We start from the raw sequence: 21,742 nt of genomic DNA on the forward strand, positions 1-21,742 counted from the left end.
TTCGTGTGCGAAGTCTTCTCCCCGGCAGGTTCGTCCACCGGCTTTTTTTTCCTTTGAAGAGTACGAAATCTTAAAGAAATGTTTGCGTAGGTAAATAAAAATGCTACATTTGCGAAGTGAGAGTTAATTAATAGTAATAATTGAAAACAAAAGAGCCATGAGAAGAATGAGACAGTTTGACGATTTGTCAGCCAATGCCTTGTTTTTGTCCTGGGGGGGGGTAAATCCCCGTGACGGAATGTCACCGAAACTACCACTGGTGAGTGGTTCCCTCTTGGGAGAAGTTGAGAGAGGCAGTTGTGTGGATGAGAGAAAAGAGAAGAGAGAAGTTTCCGCAACTTTGAGAGAAAGAGTTTCAACCGTGTGTGTGGATAAGGAGAAGAGAAAAGACGCATCAGAGCGCGTGACCCTTCACTTGTCAGAACCCCAAAATCTTTTTGCTTCGTCCTCCTGTGGGACGGGTACCCGGGTCGGCTGACCCCTTGTGTACCCATGCTGTGTGTGCATCTCCGTTGCCGCAAGGTGGCGGGGAAGGGAATGACTTTTTCCATTCCCGTGCAGATAAATCTATTCAATCGGAAGGTGTGTTGGATGTGTATACACCTGATAACCTTAACAACAAGAACTTTATGAAACGAATCTTAGCACTGTTCTGTGCGTATTTATTGATCGGTGTTCACCTGGCAATTGCCCAAACCTTGCAGGTGACAGGTACGGTGATATCCGGCGAAGACGGTCAGCCTATTATCGGTGCCTCGGTTGTGGTCGAGGGAACGAAGACGGGCGTAACAACGAATGTGGAAGGTAAGTTTACCTTGCGTGTCGACAAGAATGCGAAACTGAAAATCAGCTACATCGGCATGCAGACCCAAGTGCTGAAAGCGCAAGCAACCATGAAGATTACCCTCTATCCCGATGCCATGCTGATTGATTAGGTGGTGGTGACGGGTATGCAGAAAATGGATAAGCGTATGTTTACCGGTGCCACGGCAAAGGTGGATGCCGACAAGGTGAAACTCGACGGTATGGCGGACATCAGCCGCTCGCTGGAAGGACGCATTGCCGGTGTGTCGGTGCAGAATGTGTCGGGAACCTTCGGTACGGCTCCGAAAATCCGTGTCCGGGGTGCTACCTCCATCTATGGCAGCTCCAAGCCGCTGTGGGTGGTCGACGGTGTCATCATTGAAGATGCGGTCGATGTGGGTGCCGACGACCTTTCGTCGGGTGATGCCGAGACGCTGATCAGCTCTGCCATTGCGGGATTGAATGCCGACGACATCGAGAGCTTCCAGATCCTGAAGGACGGTTCAGCCACCTCCATCTACGGCGCACGCGCCATGGCGGGTGTGATTGTCGTCACCACGAAGAAGGGACGTGCCGGACACAGCAGCATCAACTACACCGGTGAATTCACCATGCGCATGAAGCCCAGCTACAACGAGTTCAACATCATGAATTCACAGGACCAGATGGGCGTGTATGACGAAATGGAGAAGAAAGGCTGGCTCAATGCCGCCGACCTCCACCGCGCCTCTGACAGCGGTGTCTATGGCTACATGTACAAGCTCATGAATACGTATGACCCGGCTACCGGACAGTATGCCCTGCCCAATACGCCCGATGCCATCAACGCCTATAAGAAGGCTGCCGAGATGCGCAACACGGACTGGTTTGACCTGCTGTTCTCCAACGCCGTTTCGCAGAACCACTCCGTGAGCATCTCCACGGGTACGGAGAAGGCATCGTTCTATGCCTCCCTGAGTGCGTTGACAGACCCGGGATGGTACAAACAGAGCGAGGTGAAACGCTACACCGCCAACCTGAACACTACCTATAACATCAGCGAGAAACTTTCCGTGGGCTTGATTGCCAATGCCTCTTACCGTAAGCAGAAGGCTCCGGGCACCCTGAGTGCCACGGTCGATGCCGCCAATGGAGAGGTGACACGTGACTTTGACCTGAACCCCTACTCCTATGCACTCAACTCCTCGCGTGCCTTGGAGCCCCATACGTTCTACACCGCCAACTATGCTCCGTTCAACATCCTGCATGAGCTGGACCACAACAACATGGAGCTGAACATCGTCGACTTGCGTTTCCAGAGTGAGTTGAAGTACAAACCCATCCGCGGTCTGGAACTGTCGGCACTGGCAGCCATCAAATACCAGACCACCTCGCAGGAGCACAACATCCTCGACGATGCCAACCAGGCCATCGCCTACCGCACCGGCATGGACGACGCGACCATCCGCGATGCCAACGACCTGCTCTACAAAGACCCCGACTACCCCTATGCACTGCCCATCAGCATCCTTCCCGACGGAGGTATCTACCAGCGTCGCGACTACAAGATGGCAGGTTGGGACTTCCGTGCCACCGCCAACTGGAACAAGGCATGGGGTGCCGATGAACGTCACCTGACCAACCTCTTTGCCGGTATGGAAGTGAACAGCCTGAAGCGCTCCAACTCCATGTTCCGCGGCTGGGGCATGCAGTACTCGCTGGGTGAGCTGCCCTCCTATGTGTACCAGTTCTTCAAGAAGGGCATTGAGGCGGACGACAAGTACTATTCGCTGAACCATACCATGGGACGTGCGGTGGCTGCCTTCATGAATGCCACTTACTCCTATGACGGACGCTATACCCTCAACGGTACGTTCCGTTACGAAGGTACCAACCGCATGGGTAGCAGCCGTTCGGCACGCTGGTTGCCGACCTGGAATATCTCGGCAGCCTGGAATGCCCATGAAGAGAAGTTCTTCAAGGACCTGTTCGAGCCGGCGCTGTCGCACTTCACGCTGAAAGCCTCTTACTCCCTGACAGCCGACCGCGGTCCTGCCAGTGTGACAAACTCCCACGCCATTTTCCTCGGCACGACGCCTTATCGTCCGTTTGCCAGCATTCAGGAGATGGGTCTTTATCTGGACGAACCCGAGAATAGCGAATTGACCTACGAGAAGAAGCACGAGCTGAACATCGGAGCCGAAATGGGCTTCCTCAACAACCGCATCAACTTTGCCATCGACTGGTATCGCCGTAACAACTACGACCTGATTGGTCTGATCAATACCAGCGGTGTTGGCGGGTTCCCGTACAAATATGCCAATGTCGCCTCCATGCGCAGCCACGGTGTGGAGTTCACCCTCTCGACCGTGAACATCCGGAACCGCGCCTTCTCATGGACTTCCGACCTGATTTTCTCGAATTCGAAAACGAAAGTGACCGAGTTGGATACACGTTCCAACTTGATGAACTTCATTTCCGGTACAGGTTTCACCCGTCCGGGTTATCCCGTGCGTAGCCTTTTCTCCATTCCGTTTGTCGGACTGGACGAAGACGGTATCCCGCAGTTTGAGGTAAATGGAGAAGTGACCAGCACTGATATCAGCTTCCAGCAACGCGACAATCTGGACTTCCTGAAGTATGAAGGACCGACCGATCCGACCATTACCGGTAGTCTGGGCAATGTATTCACCTACAAAGGATTCAAACTGAATGTTTTCCTGACTTACGCCTTCGGCAATGTCGTGCGTCTAGACCCTAGGTTCAGTGCCACGTATACCGACCTGGATGCCATGCCGCGTGAGTTCAAGAACCGTTGGGAACTGTCGGGCGAAGAGCTGTCGACCACTATTCCTGTTATTTTGGACAGACGTCAGTACTATGAGAACTATGACTTGTCTTATGCTTACAATGCCTACAACTATTCGACAGAGCGTGTGGCAAAGGGTGACTTTATCCGTCTGAAAGAGATTTCCTTGGGTTATGACTTCCCCAAGAAGTGGATATCCTACCTTAAGATGCAGACCCTCTCGCTGAAGCTGCAAGCCACCAACCTGATGCTGCTTTATGCAGACAAGAAGTTGAACGGACAAGATCCCGAGTTCTTCAACACCGGTGGTGTGGCTTCTCCCGTACCTCGTCAGTTTACGTTGACCGTACGCCTGGGACTTTAATCTGACTACTCATCTATAAACTCACGATTATGAATAAAATACTATATTGGGCTTCATGCCTGGCTGTCTGTACGGCATGCAATGATTTTCTTGATGAGATGCCTGATAACCGTACCAATCTCGATTCAGCAAAGAACATCGCCAGTCTGTTGGTGACAGCTTATCCCGACCAGACCAGTTGTCTGATTGGAGAGTTCCTCAGTGACAACATCGACGAGAACCGCCATTCGTTTACCTATTGGCATCGACTAGACCAGGAACTTTATTTGTTGCATGACCCTACTGAAGAACGTCAGGACAGTCCTCACGGATTGTGGCAATCCTGTTATCAGGCTATTGCACAAGCGAACGATGCCTTGAAGGCTATTGAGGAGAAGGGGAACCCCGCTTCTCTGGATGCCTGTCGTGGTGAGGCGTTGCTTTGCCGTGCCTATAGTGCTTTCACTTTGGCGACAATCTTCTGCGAAGTGTATAATCATGAAACGGCTGAGAAGCAGCTGGGTATTCCTTACCCCACAGAACCAGAAACGACGGTTAATCCGACGTATGAGCGTGGAACACTGGCGGAAGTTTACCGGAGAATTGAGGCTGATTTGGAGACTGGTCTTCCTCTGATTAGTGACGATGCCTATAAAGTGCCTAAGTATCACTTTAACCGTCGTGCGGCGTATGCATTTGCTGCCCGTTTCTATTTGTACTACATGCAACCGGATCTCTCGAATCTGAAGAAAACCATTGAGTATGCGACTCGGGTGTTAGGTCCGGAACCTTCTGCGTTGTTGCGGAATTGGCAGGCGCTGGGTGTGTTGACTCCTAATGGAACTGTGCAATCCGATGCTTATGCCAATGCCAACGAACCGGCAAACTTGTTACTTGTCAGCTCAAGTTCAACCTTGGGAGGCGTAGTGGATGCTGGTTGGAGTTTTTCACGTCGTTATTCGCACAATAACCTTACGGCTTTAGAAGATTGTGACTCAAAAGGGCTTTGGGGGTCGGCTGTCCGTTTCTATCAGCAGTCCTTCCAGCCGGGTAGCGGAAGTCCGAAGAAGTCGTTCCGTCGTGTGACACTTTATCGTAAAATGAGTATTGACGGCAGTTCTTATCTCCCGTATGTTCTTGTTCCACTGTTTACGACTGACGAAACATTAATCACGCGTGCTGAGGCTTATGCTTTGCTCGGGCAATATAATGAGGCTGCTGCCGACATTTCTGCTTGGCAGAAGAATTTTACGACGAATAAGACTGATATAACCCCTGATGACATAGTGTCGTTCTATAGTCAGATTCCGTACTACGAACCGGGTAAACCGACCGTGAAGAAACACCTTTCACCTGACTTTATCCAGTTGGACGCCACCAAAGAGGCTTTCATCGACTGCGTATTGCATATTCGCCGTATTCTGACGTTGGGCGAGGGCGTACGTTGGCAGGACGTCCGTCGGTATGGCATTACTGTTCATCGTCGTTACGTGGAAGATGGCGTATTTGTAGAAGTGACCGATTCGATGCCGAAGGGTGATTTGCGTCGGGTCGTACAGATACCCCGTTCGGTCATTTCAGCTGGCATGGAACCCAACCCGAGGGCTAAATGAATGTTGAATCCCATAAAACAATAGGAACAATGAAAAAGATATATACTGCACTTCTGTTTTCTGTGGCTTTAGGTTTGGGGCTGAGCAGCTGCAATGAGGACAAAGTGGACTTTGACCACAGTATCTTCGAGAACAAAGAGGCACAGGCGAATGCCGAGGCTGCCAAGAATGATTTCGACCGTTGGCTGGATGCCAATTACCTGGCACCCTACAATGTATCGTTCAAATATCGTTTCGAAGATTTTGAAAGCGACATAACCTATAACTTGGTTCCTGCCGATTTTGACAAGTCGGTAGCTCTTGCCAAAATTGTAAAGCATGTCTGGATTGATGCATACAATGAGGTAGCCGGACCTGATTTCCTGCGTACATATATTCCCCGGACGATTCATCTGGTAGGTTCTCCGGCATACGATGGGGCAGGAACAATGGTTTTGGGTACTGCGGAAGGGGGCATGAAAATCACACTTTACAATGTGAATGATCTCTCGCTGGACCATATTGACATCAATATGCTGAATACTTATTATTTCAAGACGATGCACCATGAGTTTGCCCATATTCTTCATCAACGGCGGAACTTTGATCAAGCTTTTACCCGTATTACCGAAAACGGATATGTAGGGAGTAACTGGTATATTTACACCGATCCCGAAACCGGAGAGGTTTATGGACGTAGTGACAAACAGGCTTGGCAGGCTGGTTTTGTTACTCCTTATGCCATGAGTGAAGCACATGAAGATTTTGTGGAGAACATTGCAAACTATGTAACCCATACCCAATCTTATTGGGATAATATGCTAGAGCAGGCAGGTGCCGAGGGTGCAGCCTTGATCCAGCAAAAGTTTACCATTGTTTATAATTACATGAAAGAAACATGGGGAATCGATTTGGATAAGTTGCGTGAAGCTGTTCTCCGTCGTCAGACTGAAGTGGAAAGACTTGATCTGACTTTGCCAGAAGATGCCTCGAATGAAACTACTAACTCCAATGCCGAATAACTATGAAGACGTTTAAAAGATATATTATGCTGGGTCTGATGTTTGCGATAGCAGGCATCGGTCTTCAATCATGCCTCTTCGAGGAAGATGACAACTTCGAACAGTCGGCAGCTACTCGTTTGACTGAGGATGTAAACAACTACATGGAACTGTTGCAGAGTGCTCCGAATGGGTGGTTGATGGAATATTATATCGGGCCGGATTATGCGCTGGGTGGTATTCCTGTACTTTGCCGCTTCACCAAGGATAAGGTGGAAATGGCTACTACGCTGCCTTTTGGCGGCTCTGTTCCCGGACAGAAATATTCATCACTTTACACTGTGAAGAGTGAGAAATCTACCTCGCTCTCGTTTGATACCTATAATCCGATCATTCACTATTTGGCTTCTCCGGGTATTGCGGACGAATACAACCCCAATGCAACGTATGGAGGGGATTATGAGTTCGTATTGCGTAGCGGAGACAAGGATAAGATTGTGCTGGAAGGTAAGAAATATGCGAATACCATGGTCCTTACCCGGTTGGGAGATGATGTGAACTGGGCTGAGTATATCAAGAAAGCCAATGTGGTTTCCGAACAGGCTTTCCGGGATGTTTACAACCTAGTGGTAGATGGCAAGGTTGTCGGGCAGTTCAAGCGTTTCAATTGGGTTCTTACTTATACTCCAAGTACGGGAGGAGAGTCGGTTGAAATGCCTTTCTTCTATACGGATGAAGGGTTGAAATTGCGTATTCCAATCCAAGTGGATGGCATGGAGGCCGTCAATTTCCGTTGGAATGTACGTACCATGACTTTTAACTGTTCAGACGCCGGAGCTGAAAAAGTCAGCATTGTTAGCTCCTTCCCGGAAGATGCACACTTGTATTACGATTTTGAAGGAACATACAAGTTGACAGCTACTAAGCCCTATTTCAATTGGGATACCTACGAGACGGAAAGATGGGATGACCCCGTGTCATTGACGGTTCGGATAGAAGCTGACTCTATCAATTACTCTTATAACATGGTTGAAGTAAATCCTGCTGAAAGCCCTGATGATGCAAATTTCCTGCATAAGCCGATTCCGGTATTTTACGGACAGGAGGACGGGCAGCTTTACATCATGCCGACACCGTTGGCGTATGACTATGATTGGGATTATTATCCAATGGCATTGTGTCTGGTTTATCCCGGAACATGGGACGGTGAGTACGTGGAATTTTCTGCTGCAGATATCAGAGCCGAAGCTTTCCTAAAAGGGAATATTACGAGTGAATCTCCTTTTACCTTGACTTTTAAGGGAATGGCTAAGGTGGTTGATGAATATACCGGAGAAGAGCATATCGTACCCAGCTATGGTTTTGCCTTGATGTCTTATGAGGATGACTCTTATGAATCTACCATGGGACATCGCCGTTGGTTCAATCATGTCAAGTTGGAACGCATCGATAAAGAATAACAGTGTATGAATAAAAACAATCGAATATTATGATACGAAGACTGATAAATATAACTTTCATGGTGGGTGCGCTTCTGGCAATGGCTGGATGTAGCGATGAAGGAAAAGAACTTTCCTATACACCCACGGTGACGTTGACGGCCAGTGAGCTGAAGTTTGATGCATTGGGAGGAACCAAGGAGGTGACTGTAAATGCTGCTACTGCCATCACGGCAAAAGCCGATGTGGACTGGTGTCGTGTCACAGATGTGAAAGGCAATCGCATCACAGTGGCTGTAGACAAAAATGAAACGATGGAATCACGCAATGCACGGATTCTTATTTCAGACGGTACAGATGAAATTTATGCCGTAGTAATGCAAGATGGATTTCACATGTCTTATGACGTGACAGGCATGTCCGTATCTATCTCACGTAAAGGTGGCTCAGTCGAACGTAAGATTGAGAGCATCAGTCCGATTAAAGTGCTTGTACCTGATAGTGTGAAGAGCTGGCTGACTGTGGACAAGACTGCAACAGGGTATGTCTTTACGGCAAAACCCAATGAAGGCAAACCTCGTGGTACCAATGTATCCTTTGTTTCGGAATCGGATACGCTCAAATATACAGTCATGCAATATGATATGGAAGAACTAGTTGGGAATGTTGTCATGCGTGTCTCTTTCTATTGGATGAATCAACCGGTCGGACTGTTTGAACGGACTACCATTACCAAAAATGAGGATGGTACCTGGATATTTGACATGTCATATATTTTAAGGTCCTTCGGACGAGGTGGCGAACTGAAAATGCCGGCTACGTATGATGCCAAGAAGGGAGTATTCCGTATACGGGCCGGTCAGGCATTTAGTAAGATCGGTAGTTATTATGCAGTTACAGCCATCTTGGATGACTCGGGATATTATACATTTAGTGGAGATGTGAGCATTGATTTGGCACCGACCTTCACGCCTTATGGAGAAGTGGCTCTGTTTATGAAGGACAACGGCTCTTCCCAGACGAAGTTGCGTGCATTGGGTGTTCTGTTTTTCACATCACCTACTGAGTGGAACGGAACGACTTAGGAACGCAGATTAAATATGCAAATCTATGATCTGGAGTTCTATCCGGAAGTCTTTTTCCCAAAGGAAGATTAACTCTCATATAAACTCACATTGACCTAAACCGGAACAAGGGCTGTCTCAACCAAAATAGAGTTGGGGCGGCCCTTTTTAGATTGTCGGCGTTTTCTCCGGTCAATCACGGTTGGAGCTTGTGGAGGGCGGATGAACAGGCTTCCTATTGTACAAATGGACATGAAAACGGCCGATATTCCATGTGTCGCAGGAAAGGAATCTGCTAATTTTGTGCATCGATCATAAAATCAGTTTCAGATGAATACACAGAAGCTTTTTACCTCGCTTTGCCTGTTGCTGGCGACTTCCGCCGGACAAGAGGTGTATGCCCAACATAAAGTAGCAGCACCGATGGAAGACGTGAACCATGTCGTTGACAATACGCTTGACAGCCTGAACCTGGCACGTACCGTTCGTCCGATACCCGGCTCCAGCCGTCGGGGAGACAACCCCGTGTTGTTCCTGATAGGCAACTCGACGATGCGTACCGGGACGTTGGGCAACGGCAACAACGGACAGTGGGGATGGGGATATTTCGAACACGAATATTTCGACGAGAACAAGATAACGGTGGAAAACCATGCCTTGGGCGGTACCAGCAGCCGGACATTCTACAATCGGCTGTGGCCGGATGTGCTGAAAGGCATCCGTCGGGGAGACTGGGTCATCATCGAACTGGGGCATAATGATAACGGCCCTTATGACAGTGGACGTGCCCGGGCATCCATCCCCGGTATCGGACGCGACAGCCTCAACGTAACCATCAAGGAAACCGGTGTGAAGGAAACGGTCTATACGTATGGGGAATACATGCGCCGCTTCATCCGTGATGTGAAACGGCGAGGCGCACACCCCATCCTGATGTCACTCACGCCGCGCAATGCCTGGGAGGATGCCGACAGCACCATCATCACCCGTGTCAACCATACGTTCGGCTTGTGGGCAAAGCAGGTTGCCCGGAAAGAGCGTGTCCCGTTCATTGACCTGAATGAAATCAGCGCCCGTAAGTTTGAGAAGTTCGGCAAAGAGAAGGTCAAGTATATGTTCTACATCGACCGTATCCATACCAGTGAGTTTGGAGCACGTGTCAATGCCGAGTCGGCCGCTGAGGGAATCCGGGCCTGCAAGGGGTTGGAGCTGGCACGTTATCTGAAGCCGGTGGAGAAGGATACCATTACCGGTGCTACCCATCGCAAGGGTTGTCCGGTGCTTTTCACGGTGGGCGACAGTACGGTGAAGAATGCCGATGACGACCCCAACGGCATGTGGGGGTGGGGAAGTGTCATCCATGAACTGTTTGACACGGACCGCATTTCGGTCGAGAACCATGCCAAGGCAGGCCGCAGTGCCCGCACGTATCTGGACGAAGGTCGTTGGGACAAAGTGTACAAGGCGCTGCGTCCGGGTGACTTTGTGCTGATACAGTTCGGTCATAACGATGCAGGTCCGATCAATACCGGGAAGGCACGTGCCGAGCTGCCGGGAGCAGGTGATGAGAGCAAGGTGTTCAAGATGGAGTCCACTGGAAGGTATCAGGTGGTCTATACCTTCGGCTGGTATCTGCGTAAGTTCATCATGGATGTGAAGGAGAAAGGGGCTATTCCCATCGTGTTGAGTCACACGCCCCGGAACAAGTGGGACAACGGTGAGATAGAACGGAACACGAATTCTTTCGGAAAGTGGACGCGCGAGGCTGCCGAGCGTGCCGGTGCCTATTACATTGACCTGAACAAGTTGTCTGCCGACAAACTCCAGCAGATGGGCTACGAGAAAGGCTTGCGTCTCGTCGGTGAGTATTTCAATCACGACCATACGCACACCTCCTTGAAGGGGGCACGCATGAACGCAAAGAGCATCGCCGAAGGCTTACAGGCTGTAGGGTGTCCGCTGAAGGATTACCTGAAATAGTTTCTGGTTGCTGAAGTCTGGGATTAGATTTTGTGATTGGAATGCCGGTATTCCTGTGGGGTGGTACCGACAAGTTTCTTGAACAGGCGGTTGAAATAAGAGTAGTCCTCAAAGCCCAGATTGAGTGCCACATCTTTTACCTGTGTGTCGCTTGTTACCAGGGTCAGTTGCGCATGTTCGATTTTTTTCCGGTTGATATATTGCAGAGGGGTTGCCTTTACCTCGTTCCTGAACAGACGTATGAAGTGGTCCTTGGACAGACACGCCTGCTCCGCCAGTTCGGTGATGGTCAGATTCCGGTTGATGTGCTTGTGGATGTATGACAATACTTTCACCAGACGTTCGTCTCTGTCCAGTGATTTTTCCCTTGCCAATCTCATGAAGCGGGCGAGCAGCTGGTATACGATGCCCCTCGCTTCCACCTTGTCATAGAAGGCCCGTTGTTTGCTTAGCAGCAGACTGTGTATGAGTGTTACATCGTTATCATAGGTGGTAGGGTCGGATTCTTGCAGGTTCATGTGGGGATAAATACGGCAGAACCGTTTGATAAGGACCAGGTCCAGTTCACTTCCGGGTACCTCTATCGGGAAGTCCCATTCGTCCAATATGCTTTTTCCTTCCTGATTCTCTTCATAGATGTGCATGTAGTAGTGACAGAAATGAGAGTCACAGATATTGCTGTGCCTGGTAAAGGCAGGTATGAAATACATGTGGTTGGGCTTGAGTGTATGGATACCGGACGGTAACTTGATTTGTGCAGTTCCTTCCACGACATAATACAGACGGCTGAAAGGACTGACCACATCTTTCCAGTTCCAGTCAGCGTCGTGGACAGCTAATCCGGCATTTAGGACATACGGGTGCAGTTGGTCGATTGAGAGGCTCATATTAAGAAACGGAATTCAGGTTAAAGCGCCCGAAGTTATACAGGATCTGTCAGGTCTCAAAATATTGGAGCCGGAAATAACAGTGACAGGCATAGAATACAGGGCGATATCGAAATCTTTCTATGAATACGACTGTCATAGAGTCGCTAATTAACAATTAAGTCGATAATATCCTATCAGAACACGCTTATATCCTATCGTCCTTGTGAGTTTGATTATACTTTTACAAAACAATTCAATGACCTGAAATCAGTCATAAAATAATACCTTATCATGAAAAGCAAAACTTTATTTTTCTCGTTGCTATGTCCGGCTATCCTGTCGTGCAGTACAGCCCATCAGCCTTCCTGTCAGGTGCCGGTCTCTGAAGCCGATGAGCCCATGATGAAGGGCAAGTTCGAACCCACCTGGGAGTCGTTGAAGCATTACAAGGTCCCGGAATGGTATCGGAATGCAAAATTCGGTATCTGGGCACACTGGGGACCACAATGTGTAGAGGGTACGGGCGACTGGATGGCCCGGTCCATGTATATGGAAGGGTCTCCGGTGTATAACTATCATGTGGAACACTATGGACATCCCTCGGAGGTGGGTTTCAAGGATGTCATTCCCTCTTTTAAGGCGGAGCACTGGAACCCGGATTCACTGGTGGCCTTTTATAAAAAGATAGGTGCGCAATATTTCTTTGCCTTGGGGAATCATCATGACAACTTTGACCTTTGGGACAGCAAGTACCATCCTTGGAATTCCGTGAATATGGGACCGAAACGTGATGTGCTGGCAGAATGGGAGAAGGCAGCCCGCAAACAGGGACTTCCCTTCGGCATCAGCCTGCATGCCGATCACGCATGGACCTGGTATGAGCCTGCCCAACGCCACGACACGATTGGTCCGAAGAAAGGCATCCCTTATGATGGCAAGCTGACCAAAGCGGACGGAAAAGGCAAGTGGTGGGAAGGATACGACCCGCAGGACTTGTATGCACAGAACCATCCATTGAGTGAAAACAGTTGGGATGACGGCATGATCCATCGGCAATGGGCGTGGGGAGATGGCGCCTGTCTGCCTACCCGGGAGTATGTGACCAACTTTTACAATCGCACCTTGGAGGTGATAAACAGGTACAATCCCGATATCCTGTATTTTGATGTGACGGTTCTTCCGTTCTATCCGATTAGTGACGCCGGGCTGAAAATAGCTGCCCACTTTTACAATCACAACATGGCTACACATGACGGGAAGCTGGAGGCTGTGCTGAATGGCAAGATTCTGGACGACGAACAGCGCAAGGCCCTGGTGTGGGATGTCGAACGTGGTGCACCCAATCAAATCATAGCTGACAAATGGCAGACCTGCACCTGCCTGGGAGGATGGCATTATGACCGCTCCTACTATGATAACGACAGGTATAAGTCGGCTGCTGACGTGGTGAAGTTATTGATAGACGTGGTCAGCAAGAACGGGAATCTGTTGCTGAGTGTGCCTTTGCGTGCCGACGGTACGTTTGATGATAAGGAAGAGAAGATCCTGATGGAGTTCGGCGATTGGATGAATACCAACAAAGAGGCGATTTATGATACGCAGCCTTGGAAAGTGTTCGGTGAAGGTCCGATAGCCAATTCGGACATTGCAATCAATGCCCAGGGTTTCAATGAGGGGTCTTATACGAATGCGACAGCCCAAGAGATTCGTTTTACACAAAAGGGTGAAGCCCTGTATGTGACAGCTCTGGCATGGCCGAAGGACAAGCAGGTGGTCGTCAAATCACTGTCGCAAGGGAATGACCTTTATCCCGGGAAGATAAGTCAGGTAGAATTGCTTGGTTACGGAACGGTGGATTTCAACCGCACAGCCGAAGGACTGGTCATCAATCTTCCGGATAAACCGCTGAACAGAATCGCTCCGGTATTCAAGGTGGAATAAGTGGAGATAGAACCTTTTTAACCCATAAGGAATGAATAGCGATTGGAGACTGGTTGCCTGGTATCCAGTCTGCTACCGTATTGTATCAGTTGAATAATATAAATCTTTGTATATGAGGAATCATGTTTGTATGAAGAGTGTATGGATGGCACGAATTGTCTTCCTGCTCATGGTCTGCTTTGTTGGCGTGGTTGAGTCACAGGGACAAAGTTATGTGAAAGGTACTGTTTCAGACAGTAACGGTGAACCGTTAATCGGGGTAAGTATTTTGGTGAAAGGTGAACTGAAGGGTGTAATCAGTGACATCAATGGAGGCTATTCCATCCCGGCGGATGTCAGTGATGTCCTTCAATTCAGTTATGTAGGATATGTCACTCAGGAAATTAAAGTCGGCAATGATCGAATCATAAATGTGACATTGGAGGAAGACACCAGACAGTTGGAAGAAGTGGTTGTTGTGGGTTATGGAACCCAGAAGAAGGTCAATTTGACGGGTGCCGTATCGTCTGTCAGTGCCGACGAGTTGGCTAATAAGCCTGTCATGAGCACAGCCCAGGCAATCGCCGGTCTGGCTCCCGGGTTGAGTGTTGTTTCAAATTCCGGACGTCCCGGTGCAGGCGCTCGTGTGAAGATTCGTGGTACCGGGACTTTTTCCAATGCAGGTACAGATCCGTTGGTATTGATTGATGGCCTGTCCGGGAGTATGGATGATGTAGACCCCAATGATATTGAAAGCATTTCGTTTTTGAAAGATGCGGCTTCGGCTTCTATCTACGGTAACCGCGCTGCAAATGGGGTTATCCTGATTGAAACAAAGAAGGGTAAGAAAGGTAAGACATCCATCTCCTACAATGCTATTTTCGGTTGGCAGACACCGACAGAACTGCCGGAGTTCCTCGATTCATGGGAATATGCGGAGTATTATAATATGGCAATGCGCAATATGGGGTTGGTTGAGGCTTATTCGGATGAGGATATTCAAAAATATCGGAATGGGTCTGACCCTGATAACTATCCCAATGTGAACCATCTGAAAGAACTGTTGGACACCGGTTCGGGTTTTCAGCATCAACATAACATCAGTTTAAGAGGAGGAAATGACCGGACCAGCTACAACCTGGCTGTCGGTTATCGTAAGCAGAACGGTTTGACGGAAAAGACTTCCAATGAGCGCATGACTGCCATTCTTTCTTTACAGACTCTGTTGACCGACCGGTTGTCGCTGAATCTGAACGTCAATGCATTTAATAACAATTATGATGCACCTAACGGTGAGCCACAGAGCATCGATGGTATCATCGGTTATGCGGTGCGTGAACCGGTCGTTATTGCAGGTAAGAAGTCGGACGGCACCTTTGGCTATCAGGACAATTACAGTCCGGAAGCATGGTTGGCGGGTGAATCATTTGTGCATAATATTAACCGGAATATCAGTGCATCAGCCCAACTGAAATGGAATACCCCGGTTGAAGGTCTGTCATTCTCAGGAAAAGCGGGTGTAAATTATTGGACCAAGTATGATAAAGCCTATCGTGCAGAAACGTATTTTGATAATTCGAAGACTGTCGGCCCCTCTACATTGAACATTTGGTCGGGAAACAACACGTATACCACTTTGGAAGCCTTGGTGAACTATGAGAGAACTTTCAGGGATATCCATGCGTTGAAGGTTTTGGCTGGTACCTCAGTGGAACAATCTGCAAATCGTGAATTGTCAGGGTATCGTAATACATTTCCTAATAATTTCTTGTATGAGCTAGGTTCCGGAGATGCGTCTACTGCAACGAATGGTAGCGTCTTGGATGAATATGCGTTAGTCTCTTTTTTCGGACGGTTTAACTACTCGTTCAAGGACCGTTATCTGCTGGAAGGAAACTTGCGTTGTGACGCTTCTTCCCGTTTTGCCAAGGATAACCGTTGGGGTATTTTCCCTTCCGTGTCAGTAGGTTGGAGAGTGTCTGAAGAAGATTTCTGGAAAAACAGCAAGGTGGCTGACATTTTTGACAATTTGAAAATACGTTTGTCTTACGGTGTCCTGGGTAACCAGAATATTGGAACCTATCCCTACCAGCAGGTGTATGATTTGGGACATAACTATCCGTTGGGCAATCCTGCGACATTGGTATCCGGTACCTATGTCTCAACTTACAAGAATCAGGATATTACATGGGAGAAAACAGCCATCACGAATGTGGGTCTGGATTTCAGTATGTTCAAGGGGGTCATAAATGGTACTGTGGAATATTTCTATAAGTATACTTCGGATATTCTGGCACCGCTGGAGGTGACTGGGATTATGGGACGTGGCGTCGGTGAATCCAATGTCGGAGCTGTATCTAATAGAGGTATTGAAATGAATCTTTCATTCAATGGACATATTGGCAACGGATTCCGATTCAGTATTGCTCCGAACTTTACATGGGTGAAGAATGCGGTGGAAGAATTGGCCAATGGAGCCAGGAAAGAGATAAACAACAATCGTATTGTGGGGCAGCCGCTTGGCATTATTTATGGTTATCAGACAGATGGTTTGTTTGTCGACCAAGCTGAAATTGATGCAGCTCCCGAGCAGCTTGTCGGAAAGGGAAGCCTGAAGCCCGGTTATGTGAAATACAAAGATATCAGCGGTCCGGACGGTGTACCCGACGGGAAGGTCGATGCGGAATATGATCGAACTGTCCTGGGAAGCACATTGCCTAAGTTCTATTATGGTCTGAATCTGTCAGCCTCTTATAAAGGAGTGGATTTCTCTGCTTTGCTTCAAGGTTTGGGTGGCTACCAGCGTCTGATTGGTTCCTATATGGCATACGCCTTTTATAATAATGGTAATATCCAGCGTTGGCAGGCCGATCACTGTTGGACAGTGGATAATCCGGATAAATGGGCAGAATATCCGCGCATTGAGACCTTGAACATGAATAATCCCAATCTCCAGACCTCGGATTATTGGATGCGTAATGCCAGCTTCTTGCGTGTCAAGAATATACAATTGGGATATACACTGCCCGGAGCAATGACCAGGAAATTCGGTATTGAGAAATTACGTTTGTACGTGAGCGGGCAGAACCTGTATAGCTTCAACGGTTTCTATAAGGGATGGGATCCGGAAAATGAAATCGGTACAGGCGATCAACCGTCGTACTATCCGACAACAGCAGTTTATTCCTTTGGTATTAATTTAAACTTCTAAGCTAAATGAAAAGAGATATGAATGCACTCTATACACGTGTGACTCACACGATCAAATTAGGCTTATCCTTTCTGCTCTTGTTGGGAGGGGCCTGTGGATGTTCCGACTTATTGGATAAAAGCCCGAATTCGTCGATCGCAGACGGGAACTTCTGGAATAATGAGAAAGATGCCTATATGGCACTGGTGGGTTGTTATGTTTTTCCAAGTGGATGGACGAATGATGATTTTGCTACACCGTGTGGACAAATATACCTGGACTGCTGTGGTGGAAACGGTGTGGAGAAGGAGAACTTCACCAGCATGATGGCAGGAGTCAATTGCTTGCCTACAAATAGTAACATAGAGCGTTTTTGGGACAATGCCTATTGGATGATAGCCAAACAAAACAATTTCTTGGTTAATGTGGTGAACTGTCCGATGAAAGATGAACAGCTACGGGCACAGTTCATCTCAGAAGCAAAATGCTTGCGTGCTTACTACCTGTTCTATCTGGCATTCCATTTTAAGAATGTACCGATGCCGTTGACTAATTTGACATTGGGAGAAGCCAACACTATCAGCCAGACATCTCAGTCGGAGGTGTACAATCAGCTGGAGTCTGACCTTCGGGAGGCTATAGATGTGCTGCCGGACCGTTATGATGCGTCCAACTATGGACGTTTTACCAGGAATGCGGCACGTGTGTTGCTTAGTCGTATTTATCTGGCACAGGACAGATGGGCTGACGCTGCCGGTGTTCTGAAGGCAGTCATTGATTCCGGTCTGTATCAGCTGGATCGCAGAAACGGAGATGATAGCTACGAGAAACTCTTCTGGGTCGGTGGGGAATACAGTCCGGAAACCATCTTCTGCATGATGGCTCTGGCAGATAAATATACGACCGTACGTTATCAATATCAGTATCCGGAGTGTGCTTATGGAGGCTGGCATCAGTTTACCGCTTACAATGAGTTGGTCAAGGATTATTTTTGTACAGATGGAAAAGACATTGAAACTTCTGCTGTGTATGACGACAATGATCCTTATGCCAACCGTGATCTCCGTTTGTATGCCACGGTATTTCTGCCTCCGTTGGGTTCCTATCCGGGGACAAAATATAATGACCTGACTTATGATTGTTTTAAAGGACCTAATACGGCTGACAGTTACAACCGTTATCCGTTGTCCAATGGATATTGCATTAAGAAGGGATGCGATCCTTCCGTGACGAGCAACATTGCTTCGACGCCGACTTATACACCTCTGATGCGCTATGCAGAGGTCTTGTTGAGTTACTTGGAAGCCCTGAATGAATCGGCTCCCGGTGAGGTGACTCAGGATGTGTTGAATCTGACCATTAACGATATTCGTGATCGTGTGAAGTTGCCCGGTTATACCAAAGCCGAGCTTAATTCGCAAGAGGCAGTCCGTAAGGCCGTCCGCAAGGAGAGGAGAGTGGAGCTGGCTTTTGAGGGCTTCCGCTATTTTGATGTATTGCGTTGGGGAATTGCCGAACAGGTCCTGAACCATACCTTTACCGGGGTGAAACTGTCTGATAACCCGAATGACAGGAATTACCGTGGTAAGGGATCGACAGCTTCTTCGGTAGATAAGAACATGTATTACCAATTTGAAACCCGCTCATGGGCCGCTCATAACCGTTACTTCCCTATTCCGCAATCAGAGATGAATGTGGATGGGAATCTTATACAAAACGATGGCTACTGATTGAGAATCTGTTTGGAAAAGCCTGCTCTAACTGGGTTGGGGCAGGCTTTTTCTCAGGTGTATTGAATGAATTAATTAATGCTTTGTGATTGACCATGAATCAACAACAAGGATATTTGGAACGGGGGTACGCTTTCCCCACCAAGCGTTATTGTCAAGTGTTGAGCTTGAAGGATAATCCGGCCTTGATAGCTGAGTACCGTAGAATACATGGTGCAGCTGAATCGTGGGCGGAAATACGAGAAGGAATCCGTTCGGTTGGAATTTTAGAGATGGAGATATACATATCCGGTTCTCAAGCTTTTATGATTGTGGAAACACCTTTGGAGTTTGAGTGGGATAAAGCGATGGAGCAATTAGCTCATTTGCCTCGTCAACAGGAATGGGAGGACTACGTGTCTCGTTTCCAACAATGTGCTCCGGGGAGCACATCTGGTCAAAAGTGGAAACTGATGGAACGGATATTTTACTTGTATGAGTAGTTGGATGGAGGACTTTTTATCTCTTTAAGTTACTTGTCTCCTCCCTCCATACGCATCTCCTTCCTGCCTTTTCGAGTAAGGTATTACGCGGGAGATACGTAGGGGGAGTCTGCTCCGGTTTAGTGTGCTGCTCCTGCCGGAAGCATGTCGGGCAGGCTGGACTGGATGATGTCGATCAGGATGGGGCGTGCTCCACTGACGAAACATTCCACGGCAATGACCATCAGGATGAGTCCCATCAGTCGCATCATGACGTTGTTGCCGGTTTCTCCGATCAGGTCTACCAGGCGGGTCGATTCTTTCAGGATAAAATAAGTCAGCAGATAGACAAGGGCTATGATGCCGACCAGTATGGCAACCATGCTCCACGATGTAGACTCGTCCATCAGCATGATGCCATTGGCTATTGCACCCGGACCACACAACATGGGGATGGAAAGTGGGGTGATGGAGATGTCATTGGCATACGTACGGATTTCCTCGTTCTTCAGTTTGACATTCGTGTAACGTGCCTGCAGCATGTCATAGCCAATCTTGATGATGATGAATCCGGCAGCTATACGGAAGCCGTTGGTGGAGATACCGAAGAACTTGAACAGGAACTGTCCGGAAAAAGTGAATACGATCAGGATAAGAAATGAGATAATGGTCGCTCTTTTCACAATGCGCTGTCGTTCGTCTTTGCTCATTCCCTGTGTCATGGTAAGGAACACAGGCATGGTGCCCAGCGGGTTGGTCAACGTGAAGAATGAAGTGAAACACAATAAGGCAAATGGAAGTAGTGAGTCCATACGTTTTCTTGTTTTATTGATTGGTACCTGGTTGAGAGCCGTTTTGAGTCCTCCCATACGGTGGATGAATCCGGCTCTGATTGACGCGCCAAAAATAACAATTCTTCATTCGAGTCAACACTCATAAAGAGAGAAAGTGCATAAATCCTGCTAAAAAACATATAATTCGCTTGTATATTCCAAAAAAGTCTCTACCTTTGCACCGCAATTCAGAAATGAATGCATCAAAGGTTTGATTCGCTAGCTCAGCTGGTAGAGCACAACACTTTTAATGTTGGGGTCCTGGGTTCGAGCCCCAGGCGGATCACCAAAAGAATGAAAGCCGCTGATAATTAACCGTTATCAGCGGCTTTTCTTATTACGTCCAGTACGAACATTCTCACCATCAGTTAGGACTCTGAAATCATTCTGTATGCCGTACAAGTCGCATTGAAAACAATGTTTTTATGGGTATAACCATAAACAATAGATAGATATGCGCTATATTTGCAGGTGTAATCATAAATACAAGTGGGCATGATAGAAAGAGAACTGTATATGAATCAAATCCACCCCTTCATGAACCGTCCGTTTGTCAAGGTGATAGCCGGTATCCGTCGGTGTGGAAAGTCGGTTGTGTTGCAACTGATTGCAGAAGAATTGAAGCATCAGGGAGTTACAGAAGAGCGTATTGTCTATATGAACTTTGAGAGTTTTGAATGGATGGATATCGCTGATGCAAAAGCCTTGTATCTGTATATCAAGGCTAAAGTGGAAAAGACCAGTGGAAGAGTATACATCTTGTTGGATGAAATACAGGAAGTGAAAGATTGGGAGAAGGCTGTCAATTCTTTCATGGTGGATTGGGATGTGGATGTGTATGTAACCGGCTCCAACTCCCGGTTGCTTTCCTCCGAGTTGTCCACCTATCTGGCAGGCAGATACGTCAGTTTTCATGTCATGCCGTTGTCCTTTAATGAATATCTGTTGTTTCACGGTATAAATTCGGATAGCAAGGACGTATTGAGGGAAGAGTTTCAGAAATACCTTCGTATGGGAGGTTTCCCGGCCGTTCATACGGGCGATTACAGCCTCGAATCTATTTATAAGCTGGTATATGACATCTATTCTTCCGTCATCCTGCGCGACACGGTACAGCGGCACGGTATCCGCAACGTGGAATTGCTGGAACGGGTGGTACGCTTCGTGTTTGATAATATCGGCAGCCGGCTCAACGCAAAGAATATTGCCGACTACTTCAAGAGTCAGCAACGTCGGGTGGATATCAACACTGTTTATAATTACCTGAATGCCTTGCAGGGCGCGTTCATCATCCAGCGTGTGCCTCGTTACGACATCAAGGGGAAAGAACAGTTGCAGACCAATGAGAAGTATTTTGTCAGCGACTTGTCGCTGGTTTATGCCGTGATGGGTTATAAAGACCGGATGATTTCGGGTGCGTTGGAAAACATAGTCTATTGGGAGATGAAGCGTCGCGGATATGATACATTTATCGGAAAGCAGGACAGTCGTGAAGTCGATTTCGTAGGCATCCGCAGGGACGAAAAGATTTATGTCCAGGTAACCTATCGGATGGAATCGGACACAACGGTGGAGCGTGAATTTGCCCCTTTGCTTGACATTAGCGATCATTATCCCAAATTTGTTGTGAGTATGGATGATGTTTGGCAGGACAACATAGAGGGGGTAAGACATCGGCACATTGCTGATTTCCTGACGGATGAGAATTGGTAGCATCCGGAAATCAAG

General features: G+C 48.0%; 13 protein-coding genes, 1 tRNA gene and 1 pseudogene. 13 read left to right on the forward strand and 2 right to left on the reverse strand.

The window, feature by feature from the left end; genetic code table 11:
* The first annotated feature begins 157 nt into the window (after positions 1 to 157).
* The 7 genes and pseudogenes from C8275_RS06290 to C8275_RS06320 all read left to right on the forward strand — a co-directional run bounded on the left by C8275_RS06290 (position 158) and on the right by C8275_RS06320 (position 11,011).
* Positions 158 to 478, forward strand: coding sequence for a hypothetical protein (locus C8275_RS06290; protein WP_106484517.1), 321 nt, complete (start codon positions 158 to 160; stop codon positions 476 to 478).
* 151 nt (positions 479 to 629) lie between these two features.
* Positions 630 to 3,956, forward strand: a pseudogene (locus C8275_RS06295) (SusC/RagA family TonB-linked outer membrane protein).
* A gap of 29 nt (positions 3,957 to 3,985) precedes the next feature.
* Positions 3,986 to 5,548, forward strand: coding sequence for a RagB/SusD family nutrient uptake outer membrane protein (locus tag C8275_RS06300; protein WP_234395716.1), 1,563 nt, complete (start codon positions 3,986 to 3,988; stop codon positions 5,546 to 5,548).
* Between the two features lie 29 nt (positions 5,549 to 5,577).
* Positions 5,578 to 6,549: a putative zinc-binding metallopeptidase gene (locus C8275_RS06305; RefSeq protein WP_106484518.1), complete on the forward strand. Its 972-nt coding sequence runs from the start codon at positions 5,578 to 5,580 to the stop codon at positions 6,547 to 6,549.
* A 2-nt stretch (positions 6,550 to 6,551) separates the two neighbouring features.
* The gene (locus C8275_RS06310; protein ID WP_106484519.1) at positions 6,552 to 7,988 is read left to right on the forward strand and encodes a DUF4302 domain-containing protein; all 1,437 of its coding nucleotides are present in this window, start codon (positions 6,552 to 6,554) and stop codon (positions 7,986 to 7,988) included.
* A gap of 29 nt (positions 7,989 to 8,017) precedes the next feature.
* Complete coding sequence (locus C8275_RS06315; RefSeq protein WP_106484520.1) at positions 8,018 to 9,052, forward strand: BACON domain-containing protein; 1,035 nt, start codon at positions 8,018 to 8,020, stop codon at positions 9,050 to 9,052.
* A 309-nt stretch (positions 9,053 to 9,361) separates the two neighbouring features.
* Entirely contained in the window at positions 9,362 to 11,011 is a 1,650-nt protein-coding gene (locus tag C8275_RS06320) for a rhamnogalacturonan acetylesterase (protein ID WP_199881877.1), read from the forward strand.
* Between the two features lie 23 nt (positions 11,012 to 11,034).
* Here C8275_RS06320 and C8275_RS06325 read toward each other — a convergent pair whose 3' ends face one another.
* Positions 11,035 to 11,898 (reverse strand): AraC family transcriptional regulator, encoded by an 864-nt coding sequence (locus C8275_RS06325; RefSeq protein WP_106484521.1) that lies wholly within the window; start codon positions 11,896 to 11,898, stop codon positions 11,035 to 11,037.
* Positions 11,899 to 12,171: 273 nt separating this feature from the next.
* Between C8275_RS06325 and C8275_RS06330 the strand changes: the two genes are divergently transcribed.
* From C8275_RS06330 to C8275_RS06345, 4 genes are all read left to right on the forward strand, one after another.
* Positions 12,172 to 13,821: an alpha-L-fucosidase gene (locus C8275_RS06330; protein ID WP_106484522.1), complete on the forward strand. Its 1,650-nt coding sequence runs from the start codon at positions 12,172 to 12,174 to the stop codon at positions 13,819 to 13,821.
* 145 nt (positions 13,822 to 13,966) lie between these two features.
* Positions 13,967 to 17,011, forward strand: coding sequence for a TonB-dependent receptor (locus C8275_RS06335; RefSeq protein WP_234395717.1), 3,045 nt, complete (start codon positions 13,967 to 13,969; stop codon positions 17,009 to 17,011).
* Between the two features lie 17 nt (positions 17,012 to 17,028).
* Positions 17,029 to 18,720, forward strand: a complete 1,692-nt coding sequence (locus tag C8275_RS06340; protein ID WP_106484524.1) for a RagB/SusD family nutrient uptake outer membrane protein — start codon at positions 17,029 to 17,031, stop codon at positions 18,718 to 18,720.
* A 95-nt stretch (positions 18,721 to 18,815) separates the two neighbouring features.
* Positions 18,816 to 19,202, forward strand: coding sequence for an L-rhamnose mutarotase (locus C8275_RS06345; RefSeq protein ID WP_106484525.1), 387 nt, complete (start codon positions 18,816 to 18,818; stop codon positions 19,200 to 19,202).
* Positions 19,203 to 19,321: 119 nt separating this feature from the next.
* On the opposite strand, the gene C8275_RS06350 is transcribed toward C8275_RS06345, so the two are convergent.
* Positions 19,322 to 19,993 (reverse strand): MarC family protein, encoded by a 672-nt coding sequence (locus C8275_RS06350; protein WP_106484526.1) that lies wholly within the window; start codon positions 19,991 to 19,993, stop codon positions 19,322 to 19,324.
* Between the two features lie 234 nt (positions 19,994 to 20,227).
* Here C8275_RS06350 and C8275_RS06355 point away from each other — a divergent pair.
* Together C8275_RS06355 and C8275_RS06360 are read left to right on the forward strand one after the other, a co-directional pair.
* Positions 20,228 to 20,303: transfer RNA gene (locus C8275_RS06355), tRNA-Lys, on the forward strand.
* A 206-nt stretch (positions 20,304 to 20,509) separates the two neighbouring features.
* The gene (locus tag C8275_RS06360) at positions 20,510 to 21,727 is read left to right on the forward strand and encodes an ATP-binding protein (RefSeq protein WP_106484527.1); all 1,218 of its coding nucleotides are present in this window, start codon (positions 20,510 to 20,512) and stop codon (positions 21,725 to 21,727) included.
* Positions 21,728 to 21,742: the final 15 nt, after the last annotated feature.

This window comes from Bacteroides sp. Marseille-P3684 (genome assembly GCF_900291465.1).
Taxonomy (GTDB): domain Bacteria; phylum Bacteroidota; class Bacteroidia; order Bacteroidales; family Bacteroidaceae; genus Phocaeicola_A.

Excerpts from the sequence above, each read along its gene's own strand:
- C8275_RS06360 (WP_106484527.1), top strand. The coding sequence starts at position 20,510 with ATGATAGAAAGAGAACTGTATATGAATCAAATCCACCCCTTCATGAAC.
- C8275_RS06330 (WP_106484522.1), top strand. The coding sequence starts at position 12,172 with ATGAAAAGCAAAACTTTATTTTTCTCGTTGCTATGTCCGGCTATCCTG.
- C8275_RS06300 (WP_234395716.1), top strand. The coding sequence starts at position 3,986 with ATGAATAAAATACTATATTGGGCTTCATGCCTGGCTGTCTGTACGGCA.
- C8275_RS06305 (WP_106484518.1), top strand. The coding sequence starts at position 5,578 with ATGAAAAAGATATATACTGCACTTCTGTTTTCTGTGGCTTTAGGTTTG.
- C8275_RS06325 (WP_106484521.1), bottom strand. The coding sequence starts at position 11,898 with ATGAGCCTCTCAATCGACCAACTGCACCCGTATGTCCTAAATGCCGGA.
- C8275_RS06345 (WP_106484525.1), top strand. The coding sequence starts at position 18,816 with ATGAATCAACAACAAGGATATTTGGAACGGGGGTACGCTTTCCCCACC.
- C8275_RS06315 (WP_106484520.1), top strand. The coding sequence starts at position 8,018 with ATGATACGAAGACTGATAAATATAACTTTCATGGTGGGTGCGCTTCTG.
- C8275_RS06310 (WP_106484519.1), top strand. The coding sequence starts at position 6,552 with ATGAAGACGTTTAAAAGATATATTATGCTGGGTCTGATGTTTGCGATA.
- C8275_RS06335 (WP_234395717.1), top strand. The coding sequence starts at position 13,967 with ATGGCACGAATTGTCTTCCTGCTCATGGTCTGCTTTGTTGGCGTGGTT.
- C8275_RS06340 (WP_106484524.1), top strand. The coding sequence starts at position 17,029 with ATGAATGCACTCTATACACGTGTGACTCACACGATCAAATTAGGCTTA.
- C8275_RS06320 (WP_199881877.1), top strand. The coding sequence starts at position 9,362 with ATGAATACACAGAAGCTTTTTACCTCGCTTTGCCTGTTGCTGGCGACT.
- C8275_RS06350 (WP_106484526.1), bottom strand. The coding sequence starts at position 19,993 with ATGGACTCACTACTTCCATTTGCCTTATTGTGTTTCACTTCATTCTTC.
- C8275_RS06290 (WP_106484517.1), top strand. The coding sequence starts at position 158 with ATGAGAAGAATGAGACAGTTTGACGATTTGTCAGCCAATGCCTTGTTT.